12 protein-coding genes are annotated in these 11908 nt (G+C 61.8%); 5 read left to right on the top strand and 7 right to left on the bottom strand.

Annotated elements, in window-relative coordinates; genetic code table 11:
* Position 1: 1 nt before the first annotated feature.
* The 4 genes from EKL02_RS07675 to EKL02_RS07660 form a co-directional block, all read right to left on the bottom strand.
* A complete protein-coding gene (locus EKL02_RS07675) occupies positions 2 to 898 on the bottom strand; it encodes an ABC transporter permease (protein ID WP_128901504.1) in 897 nt (298 codons plus the stop codon).
* A gap of 12 nt (positions 899 to 910) precedes the next feature.
* On the bottom strand, positions 911 to 1864 hold the full coding sequence (locus EKL02_RS07670; RefSeq protein WP_128901503.1) for an ABC transporter permease: 954 nt from the start codon (positions 1862 to 1864) through the stop codon (positions 911 to 913).
* Between the two features lie 59 nt (positions 1865 to 1923).
* A complete protein-coding gene (locus tag EKL02_RS07665; RefSeq protein ID WP_241687822.1) occupies positions 1924 to 3426 on the bottom strand; it encodes an ABC transporter substrate-binding protein in 1503 nt (500 codons plus the stop codon).
* A gap of 651 nt (positions 3427 to 4077) precedes the next feature.
* Positions 4078 to 4806, bottom strand: coding sequence for a glutathione S-transferase (locus EKL02_RS07660; RefSeq protein WP_128901501.1), 729 nt, complete (start codon positions 4804 to 4806; stop codon positions 4078 to 4080).
* 166 nt (positions 4807 to 4972) lie between these two features.
* On the opposite strand from EKL02_RS07660, the gene EKL02_RS07655 reads away from it, so the two are divergent.
* On the top strand, positions 4973 to 5611 hold the full coding sequence (locus tag EKL02_RS07655) for a cyclic nucleotide-binding domain-containing protein (protein ID WP_128901500.1): 639 nt from the start codon (positions 4973 to 4975) through the stop codon (positions 5609 to 5611).
* On the opposite strand, the gene EKL02_RS07650 is transcribed toward EKL02_RS07655, so the two are convergent.
* From EKL02_RS07650 to egtD, 3 genes are all read right to left on the bottom strand, one after another.
* A complete protein-coding gene (locus EKL02_RS07650) occupies positions 5583 to 5918 on the bottom strand; it encodes a hypothetical protein (RefSeq protein WP_128901499.1) in 336 nt (111 codons plus the stop codon). The genes EKL02_RS07655 and EKL02_RS07650 overlap by 29 nt on opposite strands.
* Before the next feature lie 133 nt (positions 5919 to 6051).
* On the bottom strand, positions 6052 to 7338 hold the full coding sequence (gene egtB, locus EKL02_RS07645; RefSeq protein ID WP_128903421.1) for an ergothioneine biosynthesis protein EgtB: 1287 nt from the start codon (positions 7336 to 7338) through the stop codon (positions 6052 to 6054).
* 26 nt (positions 7339 to 7364) lie between these two features.
* Complete coding sequence (egtD, locus tag EKL02_RS07640) at positions 7365 to 8354, bottom strand: L-histidine N(alpha)-methyltransferase (RefSeq protein WP_128901498.1); 990 nt, start codon at positions 8352 to 8354, stop codon at positions 7365 to 7367.
* A 204-nt stretch (positions 8355 to 8558) separates the two neighbouring features.
* Here egtD and EKL02_RS07635 point away from each other — a divergent pair, with 204 nt between their 5' ends.
* Genes EKL02_RS07635 through phnE form a run of 4 tightly spaced genes read left to right on the top strand, consistent with a single transcriptional unit; the run spans position 8559 to position 11905 of the window.
* Positions 8559 to 9398 (top strand): putative selenate ABC transporter substrate-binding protein, encoded by an 840-nt coding sequence (locus tag EKL02_RS07635; RefSeq protein WP_241687853.1) that lies wholly within the window; start codon positions 8559 to 8561, stop codon positions 9396 to 9398.
* A gap of 31 nt (positions 9399 to 9429) precedes the next feature.
* Complete coding sequence (locus tag EKL02_RS07630) at positions 9430 to 10254, top strand: ATP-binding cassette domain-containing protein (RefSeq protein WP_128901496.1); 825 nt, start codon at positions 9430 to 9432, stop codon at positions 10252 to 10254.
* Positions 10254 to 11102 carry an ABC transporter permease gene (locus EKL02_RS07625; protein WP_128901495.1) on the top strand — a complete coding sequence of 283 codons (849 nt, stop codon included), beginning with the start codon at positions 10254 to 10256 and terminating at the stop codon, positions 11100 to 11102. Before EKL02_RS07630 ends, EKL02_RS07625 begins: the two co-directional genes overlap by 1 nt.
* Positions 11099 to 11905, top strand: a complete 807-nt coding sequence (gene phnE, locus EKL02_RS07620) for a phosphonate ABC transporter, permease protein PhnE (protein WP_128901494.1) — start codon at positions 11099 to 11101, stop codon at positions 11903 to 11905. The genes EKL02_RS07625 and phnE overlap by 4 nt, the downstream gene beginning before the upstream one ends.
* Positions 11906 to 11908: the final 3 nt, after the last annotated feature.

The following is an 11908-nucleotide window of genomic DNA, read 5'->3' as shown; positions in this document are numbered from 1 at the left end:
TTCATTTGCGAATGTCCATGGCAGAGCGGAGTCCGTCGGCCAGCAGGTTGAAGGCAATGGAAGTGACAAAGATCAGCATGCCGGGTATGGCGGCGACCACCGGGTTGCTGTAGATGGCCGAGCGCAGGGTGTTGAGCATCAGGCCCCACTCCGGTTCCGGCGGCTTGACGCCCAGGCCGAGAAAGGACAGCCCGGAACCGAGGATCATGCTCACGCTGAGCAGGCCCGTGGCATACACGAATACCGGCCCCAGCACGTTGCCCAGCACATGCACGCGAATGATGGAAAACGCGCTGGCGCCGCTCATGCGCGCCGCTTCGATGTAGTCGAGCCGGCGCACCTGGGTGGTGACGCTCTCGGCGATGCGCACGACCTGGGGCACGAATACCAGGGTGAGGGCAATCAGGCTGTTGCTCATGCCCGGCCCGAGCGCGCCGGAGATGGCCACGGCCAGCAGCACCGAGGGAAACGCATAGAAAATGTCAAGCACGCGCATGACGATCATGTTCAGGCGGCCGCCGACGTAGCCGGCCATCACGCCCAGGGAGGTGCCGATGGCGAAAGCGGCCAGCACCGGTACCACGCCCATCAGCAGCGACAGGCGGCCACCGTACATCAGGCGCGACACCAGGTCGCGGCCGAGCTCGTCGGTGCCGAGCAGATAGCCTTCGCTGCCGACCGGCAGCAGGCGGTTCAGCATGCTGGCCTTGTAGGGATCGGCCGGTGCCAGCCACGGCGCAAAAACGGCGGCGGCGAAAATCAGCAGGAGCACCACGGCGCTGGCCAGCGCCACCCGCTCGCGGCAGAATTGCCGCGCCACCACGGTCCAGTAACTGCGGCTGGCCGGCGCAGCGGCCGGCGCCTTGAGCGGCAATGCGATATCGATGGTTGCAGACATGGATGTTTCCTTTCAGCTGCGGCCCATGCGCGGGTCGAGCAGCGGTTGCAAAATATCGACGATCAGGTTGAGCGCGACAAAAAACATGCAAAGCACCAGGATCGTCCCCTGCAGCAACGGGATGTCGCGCTGGAAGATCGCCGTGTTGAGCAAAAATCCAGTACCCGGCCAGGCAAAGACGGTTTCCACCAGGATCGAGCCGCCCATCAGGTAGCCGATCTGCAAGCCGGCTACCGCCAGCACGGTCGGCGCGGTGTTCTTGGCGACGTGGCGAAATACCTGGATGCCGCTGAGGCCGCGCGCCCGCAGGGAAGTGACGAATTCCTGCTGCAGCATGTCGGCCACCAGCGCACGCACCGTGCGGGTGATGATACCCATCGGGATGACCGACAGCGTCAGCGCGGGCAGCACCAGGTGGCGCATGTGTTCCAGGTCCCACTGCCATTCGGAAGAGCCGCCAGGTCCGGCGCCCATGGCCGGGAACCAGTCCAGCGTAATGGAAAAAACGATGGTCAGCACAAGGCCCAGCCAGTAGTGGGGAATGCTGACGCCAACAACCGACAGCAGCGTGGCGATGCGGTCAATCCAGCTGCCGCTCTTGTAGCCGGCCAGCGCGCCAAGCACGCAACCGGCCAAAACGCCTGCCAGGCCAGCCATGCCGGCAAGCAGCAGGGTATTGCTGACCGCGCTCATGACCTCGGCGCCGACCGCGCGCCCGGACGCAATCGAGGTGCCGAGGTCGCCCTGCACGGCGCGCCACAGCCAGACGCCATATTGCACCGGTACGGGACGATCGAGGCCATACGCGCTCTTGAGCGCGTCGATAACCTCGGCCGGCGCATCAGCCGGCGCGATGGCATTCAAGGGGTCGCCGGGCGCCAGGTACACCAGCATGAACGACACCAGGGTCACCCCCAGCGCGATCGGGATTGCGTAGATAAAACGCTTCAGGATATAAAACAGCATCGTCGTCTTTCAGAAGTACGGTCGGGAGTCGGGACGAGCCCCGACCGTCGCGCTTCACATTACATGCGGATCGTGGTGAGATCCTGGAACCAGTGCTGGGCCTGCACGAATTCCTTGACCTTCGGCGAAATCGCATGCGGGTTGACGTCATGCACCACCCACAGCATCAGCGCATCGTCGACCATGGCCTGGTGCACGCTGGCCAGCAAGCCGTCCTGGACCTTGGTATCGAAGCTCACCCGGATCTTGTCAATGTCGGCATCGACCTTCGGATTGACGTAGCCGCCCCAGTTCACGCCATTCGGCGCCTGGTATCGGCCATAGGCAAAGCGGGTAAGCGCATAGAACGGGTCGGCGGTCACATAGCCCAGGTTGATGCCGGTGATGCCCTTGCCGGCGTTCATGTCAGCCTTGGCGCCGCTCCTCCAGTGCAGATAGAGGTTTTCCAGTTCGACCACTTCGAATTCAAGCTGGATGCCGACTTCCGCCAGGCTCTGCTGGATGAATTCATTCATCGGCAGTGACAGCATCTGCCCAGTGCCGCCCTGGGCAATGATGATCTTGGCCTTGAGCGGTTTGCTCGCGCTGTAGCCTGCCTGGGCCATCAGCGCCCTGGCTGCCGGCAGATCGTATTTGATCTGGAAGCCGGGCTTGCCGAACCATGGACTGGTGGGGTCAAGCTGGCCCTTGGCCGGTGTCGCCAGGCCATTCAACAGCTTGACAATGGCATCGCGGTCGATGGCCAGATTGGCTGCCTTGCGCACCCGGATATCGGTCCATGGCGAACCGGGCTGGGTGCTGAAGTGGTAAGGCCAGACGTGCGGCGTGACATTCTTGACCAGCTTGTACCCGGAACGCTGCAACTGCGGCAGGACATCTGGCGGCGGCGTCTCGATGATATCGACCTGGCCGTTCATCAGGGCATTCGCGCGCGTCAACGCATCGGGAATCGGCACCAGCACGATGCGGTCGGTCTTAGCCATGCGCGTCTTGTCCCAGTAGCCGGTGTACTTGACCAGGTCGGCGCGCTCGCGCGGCACCAGCTTGTCCAGCTTGAAGGGTCCTGTGCCCGAGGGCTGGGATGCGAACTTGTTCCAGTCGCGGCCAAGCTTTTCCCATTGCGCCGGGCTGGAAATCAGGAACCATGGCAATTGATAGGGAAACAGCGCATCGACATCCTTGGTAACGATCTCCACCGTGCTCTCATCGACCTTGCGGTAAGTGGCAATCGACGGGATGCGCGGACGCACCTGGGCGCTTTGCTTGGCATCGAACTGGGGCGCCTTGTCATTCAATACCTTGTTAAGGTTCCAGACCACGGCATCCGCGCTCAAATCGGAACCGTCATGGAACTTCACGCCCTTGCGCAGGGTGAAAAGCCATTTTTTTGCATCCTTGGGATCGGCTTTCCACGCCGTCGCCAGGCCCGGCACCAGCTTGCCAGGGCGATTGCCGATATTCGCTTCCCAGGCGATCAGCGGATCGTAAAGCGTGTGACCTGTAAACTGATATGCGCCGGCGCCGCGGTCCGGTTGCCCGGTCGTCAATGGAATGTCCGCCATGGATATGCCGTAACGGGCCACAGTCTCGGCGTGCAAACTTGTATGCAAACTGAATGCAAACGGCAGTGCAATCAGACAGCCAGTCAACTTCTTGCTAAGGGGTTGCATGTAATTCTCCATGTGAGTAAAACACGGTTCACATTGCATGGAGCGTGCCAGCGAACAATAAAAAGCGGATTGTTTTTTTTAACCTGCTGTTTTAACTGGCTTGTTTGATGAATTGCTTTTTTTCAGGCGCGCCAGGCGCACCGCAGACGTGGCAGAGGAGAGTTTCAATCTTGTATGCAATTGCACCAGAAACAAGGGCATTGGAGAGGCGACGCACCAAATCGGAGCCAGATTGCATGGAAATTCAATGTGACGCTGACAGATTCATGGCCAAGCACCAGCAAGGCGCGCAGTGCAGGGTCCATTGCCGGCATGCTTATTGCACTACTCATTTCGCATCAATTCATCGAAAGGACGCGTTGTGGATACTGCAAATGGTGTGAAGGGAAGTTCCCGTGGCGATATCCCGGCTGGATTCGCGCCTTGCGAAGGCCCCCACCACGCTGCATCGGAATGTACTTCCCTGCACTGCCCGCTGCATGTATGGGTCTGCGATTTGAATGGGAACCTGGTATTTGCCACGCCCCGCTCCGGGCCGCCAGTCTAGCGCTCCAGTTCAGGATAACGCCTGAAAATGCCTGCTTCGGAAAATGGCAGGCGCCGCTCCGAAGCCAGGTAGGCCCGGATTTTCGGACGCTGCGCTACGCGGTCATGCAGTTCGATCAGCAGCGGGCAGGCCGACTCCACGCTTGCCATCGCGCGCGGGAACGCATAGCGCAAGCCCTCGACGATCTGGAACATCGACAGGTCGGCATAGGTTAGCCTGGCGCCGACAAGATAACCGCTGCGGCGCGGGTTGCTTGCCAGGACCTGCTCGAAATAGCCGAGGAATTTCGGCAGGCGGCTTTGCGTAAAGTCCGCCGCGCGCCGTTTCGCCTCTTTTTTCTGCTCTTCGTAGTAAAGATTGACCGACAAAGGATGGTGGGTATCGTGCACTTCAGTGACGAGGTCGGCGACCGTCAGTTGCAACTGGTGCGTCCACAGGCGACCGGCTTCCGCCTTTGGAGCCAGTCCGAGCGCGCCGCCCAGATACAGCAATATATTGGCGGTTTGGCCGATGATCAGTTCGCCCGTCTTCAGAAATGGCGGCGCAAAGGAAAATCGCCCGGTCACGCCAGGCTCCAGCAGGCGCATCATGGCCGCCACCCCACCACCTTGCTTCGCCGGCAGGCGCGCCATATCAAGGTAATCGGCGCCGGCCGCTTCCAGCGCCAGGCGCACGAATTCGCCGCGCCCCTGGATGTCCGGCCAATAATACAGTTCGTAAGTCATCGCCCTCTCCCGCAAACCGATTGAGCCATTATCGCCAATCGCCGCGAAGACCGTGGTATCGGCATCAATTACTTGCGTCGATATTTATCATCAGCAATTTTTCAGGTAGTCTGTGGCCTTGCCTTACGCCGCGCGGCCAGCGCTGCCATCGATACAAGGAAACCTCGTGAAATCGACTCTCGCCGTCCCGGACCTGCCGCCGGAGGATGTCAAGGATTTGCTGGAACACGCCGTCATGCGGGCATTTCCGCGGCATGCCATCATCATCAATGAAGGCGACGATACCAACGGTGTCTATTTCATCGCGTCGGGCTCGGTCAAGGTCTTCCTCTCGGATGACGAGGGCAATGAAGTCGTGATCGCCAACATGGGCATGGGCGAATATTTTGGGGAAATGGCGCTGGAACCCGGCTCACGCAGTGCATCCGTCATGGCGATGGAGCCGGTACGCCTGGCGATTGTGTCCCTGGACGATTTTCGCGCATTCCTGCGCTCGCATCCGGATTTCATCTTTTCCCTGCTGGGCAAATTGATCCGTCGCACGCGCGCCCTGAACCGCAACCTCAAGAGCATGGCGCTGCTGGACGTCTATGGGCGGCTAGTGCAACTGCTTAACGACCTGGCCGAAAGCGTCGACGGCGAACAAGTGATTGCCGCACCTCTGACCCAGCAGGAAATCGCCAATCGGATCGGCTGCTCGCGCGAGATGGTCAGCAAGATCATGAAGGACCTTGCGGCCGGCGCCTACCTCGATATTTCCCGCAAGCGCATCGTCATCAAACGCCGTTTGCCGACTTCCTGGTAAGGGGGCGATACCAGTCGCTGCCGACTTGCCTGGCCACTTCGGCTTGCGCCTGCGCCTGGGCGGATGCATAGCCATATAGCGCAGCCAGGTGTTCCATGCGCTGGCTCACCAGGTCCGGCGATGCTGACGGCCTCGATTCGGCGGCATCGGCCGGCTGGCTGCAGCCCCGGCGCTCACCGCCTTCGCGGCGGTCATACAGAATGAAGCCTTCATCTGTCAGATAGGGCGGCGCCATGTGCTGCGCAACGCGACGGTCTTCCGAGCTGCGCTCCACCACAAAGCTGACATCGGCAAATGCTTGATCCATTTTTTTCCCCTGGCAAGTTAATTTTTTAACTAGGGGAAATATTACAGTTTGACAAAAAAACTCTCTGTAAGATATTGCACCGCAGTAATGTGAAAAATTACCAAAACGCGGGCCGCGATGCTGGCGCGCGGTCTCAGGAACGGGCCAGGCGGATGCCGGAAAACTGCCAGCGCGCACTCGCGGGGAAAAAGTTGCGGTAAGTTGTGCGGGCATGCCCGGCCGGCGTGGCGCAGGAAGAGCCACGCAGCACATACTGGTTCACCATGAACTTGCCATTGTATTCGCCCAGGGCGCCGGCAGCAGGCGCATAACCCGGATAGGGCGCATAGCTGCTGGAGGTCCACTGCCAGCAGGCGCCGAACAGTTGCGACAAACCCTCCTGGCGCGCCGCCTGCGGGTGCAGGGCGTCTGCCGCCAGCGCGAGGCCGCCGCCGGCGGCGACTTCCCACTCGGCTTCTGTGGGCAGCCGCGCTCCGGCCCAGCGCGCATAGGCATCTGCCTCGAAATAGGACAGGTGGCTGACCGGGGCATGCAAGTCCAGGGGGTGCAAGCCATGCAGGGTGAATTCCTGCCAGCCGGAGTACCCGGAATGTTCTCGTGCCTCCCCTGCTGCGCTCGTTTGCGGCGCATGCCAGTACAGGGGATGCGCGATGCGGCTGGCCTGGAGCCAGTCCCAGCCTTCCGAGAGCCACAGGGCCGGATTGGCATAGCCTCCGCCAGTCACGAAGGCGAGGTATTCGCCATTACTTACCAGGCGCGACGCGAACTGGAAAGGTTCGACGAACTGCCGGTGCCGCGGCAACTCATTGTCAAAACAAAAACCGCCGCCAGCATGGCCGATCTCGACAATGCCGGCCTCGCAGGTGCGCCATGCCAGCGGCACGGATTGCGGCGGCTCGACAACGAGCCGGGATGCGTAAGCCGGCATCAACGGGTTCTGCGCCAAAAGGTGCTTGAGGTCCGTCAGCATCAGTTCCTGGTGCTGCTGCTCGTGGTGCAATCCCAGTTCAGCCAGCTGCGACACCATCTGCGCGGCAGTCTCCTCGGACAGCAAGGTCAGCATGCGGGCATCGACGTGACGGCGGTAATCCATAACCTCGGACAGGGATGGCCGCGTCAGCAAGCCGCGCTGCGGACGCGGATGCCGGGGTCCGACATCGTTGTAATAGGAGTTGAACAGCAGCCGGAACTGCGGATGGAACGGGCGGAAGCCGGGTTCGAAGCGCTCCAGGATGAAGGTCTCGAAGAACCAGGTGGTATGCGCCAGGTGCCACTTGACGGGGCTGGCATCCGGCATCGACTGCGCACAGCAATCCTCGTTCGATAGCGGCTCGCACAGCATCATCGAACGTGCGCGCACGCTGAGGTAATGCTGGGCCAGCGCTTCGGCACCATGAAAGAAATGCGCCTCGGCTTGCATGTTCATGGTGTATGCACCCTGCTCTGTCAATGCGACGCACGCGCGTGACACACCATGAACCAGCCGCGCTCGTCGGTCCAGGTCCGCGGTGCAACGAAACCGGCTTCTTCCAGCATCCGCAGGAAGCCATCGCGCGTGTACTTGTAGCTGCTTTCGGTATGGATGCGCTCGCCCTCGGCAAAGCGGCGGCGGCCGTCGAGCCAGGCGACTTCGACATCGCGCCGGGCTTCCAGGTGCATTTCAACGCAGCTTTCGGCAGCATTGAAAAAGCCCCGGTGGCGCCAGTCGCGCAAATCGAAATCCGCGCCAAGCAAGGTATTCAGGTGCTGCAACAGGTTCAGGTTGAAGGCAGCGGTCACCCCCAGGGCATCGTCGTAGGCGGCATCCAGCACGCGCTTTTCCTTGACCAGGTCAACGCCGATCAACAGACCGCCACCCTCGCCTCCCTCGTCATGGCAGGCGGCGCACATGCGGCGCAGGAACGCCAGTGCCTGCCCGGGCGTGAAGTTGCCGATCGACGAACCCGGGTAGAAAAACAGCCGCCGCGTGCGCCCGACCGCATCGGGCAACTCCAGCGATTGTGAAAAATCCAGCCCTACGCCGGTCACGGGAAGTTCCGGATGGCGCTGCCTGATCTGCGCCACCGCCTCGCGCAGGAACTCGACAGAAATATCCACCGGCACATACTGGCGGGGCATCAGGGCATCGAACAGCCGGGCTGCCTTGGCGCAATTGCCTGCCCCCAGGTCGATCAGGGTAATGCCCGCCCCGACCACGTCGGCGAGGGCAGGCAAGTGCCGGGCAAATATCGCTGCTTCCATGCGCGTTGGGTAATATTCCGGCAATTCGCAAATGGCCTCGAACAGTTTCGAACCCAGCGGATCATAGAGAAACTTGGGGTGTACGGCCGCATGCTCGGCGAGCAAGCCGGCAACCAGTTCGGCACGAATGGCAGCATCATCCCTGTGAAATGCCTGGATGAATCCGGTCAGCAAATTTTCAGCGGGTCTCGGCATGGCGTTCGATCCGGTTGACACTGCGGGAGCAATTAACGTGCAAACTCAGCAATAGGTGGTACTTTTGGCTATCATAGCGGTTTATTCATTTCTACCGGTTGAGACGACACAAAAGCCTGGCCCTGCCTCAGCCACTCCTTTCACATTAACCTGACAAGAAAGCCATTCATGCTCAAGCTTCTCGCTTCCCCCTGCAAAAAAATGATGCTGACTCTTGCCCTGGCCATTGGTGCATCTGCCGGCAACCTTGCACACGCACAACAAGTCTTGCGCGTATCGGCCATCCCCGATGAGGCGCCGACCGAGTTGCAGCGCAAGTTCAAGCCGCTGGGGGAGTATCTTGAACAGAAAACCGGCATGAAGGTCGAGTTTACACCCGTTACCGACTATGCCGCCTCGGTCGAGGGTTTGCTGAATAAAAAACTGGACATGGTCTGGTTCGGCGGTTTCACTTTCGTGCAAGCGAACGTGCGCAGCAAGGGGCAGGTAGTACCGATCGTGCAGCGCGAGGAAGACGAGCGATTCAAATCCGTATTCATCACCACGCACAAGGATATCAACAAGCTGGAAGACCTCAAGGGCAAGACTTTTTCCTTCGGCTCCGAATCCTCGACCTCCGGCCACCTGATGCCCCGCTCCTTCCTTCTGGGCGCAAAGATCAACCCGGATACCGACTTGAAGCGCATCGCCTTTTCTGGCGCGCATGACGCCACCGTCGCGGCCGTCTCGGGCGGCAAGGTCGATGCCGGTGCGCTGAATATCTCGGTCTGGGAAAAGCTGGTCGCGCAAAACAAGGTGGACCCGAAGGAAGTACGGGTGTTCTACACCACGCCAGGCTATTACGACTACAACTGGACCGTGCGTGCCGACATGGACCCGGCACTGCGCAAGAAGCTCACCGACGCCTTCCTCGCGCTGACCAAGGACACCGCACAGGGTAAGGAAATCCTCGAACTGCAACGCGCCACCCGCTTCATCCCGACCAAAGCCGAGAACTACAAGGCCATCGAAGATGCAGCAAAAAACGCCGGCCTCCTGAAGTAAGCACGCCATTCGCACAGGGCTTGACGCCAGCATGACTGTTTTCTCTCTGAACAACCTGTCGGTGCGCCATCATGGCGCCGGTGCTGCGCATGCCCTGCACGAATTGAACCTGTCCGTCGCACCCGGCGAGCAGATCGCCCTGATCGGCCCTTCCGGTGCCGGCAAGACAACCTTGCTGCATACCCTTGCCTGCGCCCACCGGCCCGATGCCGGCACGCTGGAAGTATTCGGCACATCGCCCTGGGCGCTTTCCAATGCGCAGCGGCACGCTCTGCGCCGGCGGCTATTTTTGGCGCCGCAGACGCCGCCGCTGCCACCGCGCCAGCGCGTAGTCACCGCCGTGCTGGCCGGCCGGCTGCCGCACTGGAGCCTGGCCCGGGCCGTCAGCTCGCTGTTCAAGCCGGCCGAGCCGCAATTGGCTTATGAGGCGCTGGCCCACTTTCACCTGCAGGACAAGCTGTATTCCCGCGTCGACCGCCTGTCCGGCGGCGAGCGCCAGCGCTGCGGCATGGCGCGCCTGCTGGTTTCGGGCGCCGAGGCGCTGCTCGTCGACGAGCCGCTGTCGGCACTCGATCCGACGCTGGCGCTGCAGACGCTCACAGTGCTGCAGCAGGAAGCGCAATCGCGCAAGGCTGCAATGATTTGTAGCCTGCATCAGGTCGAATTGGCGCGCCGGCACTTCCCCCGCATCATCGGCCTGCGCGACGGCCGCATCGTTTTCGATGCCGCCCGCGACGACGTCACCGATGCCATGATTGCCGCGCTGTATCGCCACGCCAGCACCCCCCTGCACGCAGCCGACGACGACAGCGACAGCCAGCTGCAGCAAGCCCCCACCATCACCCGCTGCTTCTGATGTCTTCCGCAGCAACTTCGCAATACACCTCTGCGCCATACGCCGATCCAGCCTGGCGCTGGCGGCTGGCCATTGTCGCCATCGGCATCCTGCTGCTGTGGCCAATGCTGGTCGCCAGCGAATTCAAGCCCTGGATCCTGCTCGACACGCAAAGCCTCAGGGCGACCGGACGGTTTCTGTCCGATTTCTTCCCGCCGGCGCACTCGGCTGAATTCCTTGCCATGGTCGCCACCGCGACCTGGGAGACGGTCGCCATGGCGACTGCCGGCCTGGCGCTGGCGATCGCCGGCGCCATTCCGCTCACGTTCGTCGTCAATGAACAGCTTTCCATTTCACGCATCGGCGGCGGCCGCATGAGGCTGCCGGCATGGCTGTTGCGGCAAGCCGTGCGCTGGCTGCTGGTCGGACTGCGAAGCGTTCCCGAACTGGTATGGGCGCTGCTGTTCGTGCGCATCGTCGGTCTCGGCCCGACCGCCGGCGTTCTGGCAATCGCCCTGACCTATTGCGGCATGCTCGGCAAGGTGTATGCCGAAATCCTCGAATCCACGGATGCCCATGCCACGCAAGCCCTCCTGAAAGGCGGCAGTTCCCGCGTGTCGGCGCTACTGTACGGCACGCTGCCGCAAGCGGCCTCGGAGCTCGTGTCCTACACTGTTTATCGCTGGGAGTGCGCCGTGCGCGGCTCGATCATCATGGGCTTCGTCGGCGCAGGCGGACTCGGCCAAAGGATGGATGAATCCACGAAAATGCTGGCCGGCGGCGAAGTGTCGACCATGCTGCTGGTATTTATCCTGCTGGTGGCGTGCGCCGATGGCGTCAGCAAGCTGCTGCGGCGGAGGCTGGGATGAGCAGCGAGCCGCTGAAACTGGTGCCGCCGGCGCCGCCCCCGCGCGACTGGCAGACGCTGCTTTTGCTGGCGGCAATTCTCTTGCTGACTGTCGCCAGCTTCTTCACCCTGCCCCTGAAATGGCGCGACCTGTTCAGTACCAGTGCGCTGCAAACCACCGCAGAATTCCTGCACGGCTTCGCCCCGCCGGAATTGGCGCCTGCATTCCTGCGCAAGGTCGCCGGCGCCACCTTCGAAACGCTGGCCATGTCGGCGTTGGGCACCCTGCTGGCGGCGATCGCGGGGCTGGCGCTGGCGCTGCCTGCGGCCGGGCGTTTCGGCGCGTGGCCGCGCGCGGCCACGCGCATGCTGCTCAATGTCTTGCGCTCCGTGCCGGAACTGGTATGGGCGTCGATCCTGCTGATTGCGGCCGGACTGGGACCCTTCGCCGGCACCGTCGCCCTGGCAGCCCATACCGCTGGCGTGTTGGGGCGGCTGTTTGCCGACGCCATGGAAAACCTGCCGCCGCAACCAGAAGAAACCTTGCGCATCAATGGCGCCAGGCCAGCGGCCGCCTTCCTGTACGCCACCCTGCCACAGGCCATGCCGCAGATCATGTCTTACACGCTGTACCGCTGGGAAAACAATATCCGCGCTGCCGCCGTGCTGGGCGTAGTGGGTGCCGGCGGACTCGGCCAGATGCTCAAATACCATCTTTCGCTGTTTCAGATGCAGCAAGCCGCCAGTGTCATCGTTGCCATGCTGCTGCTGGTGGCCGCAGTCGATGCCGCAAGCTTCGCCCTGCGTCGCGGCATGACCCGCTAGGAG

The sequence above is a fragment of the Janthinobacterium sp. 17J80-10 genome (assembly GCF_004114795.1).
GTDB lineage: Bacteria > Pseudomonadota > Gammaproteobacteria > Burkholderiales > Burkholderiaceae_D > Paucimonas.
Note: the sequence above shows the minus strand (reverse complement) of the source record. Positions and strands in the feature narration are given on the sequence as shown.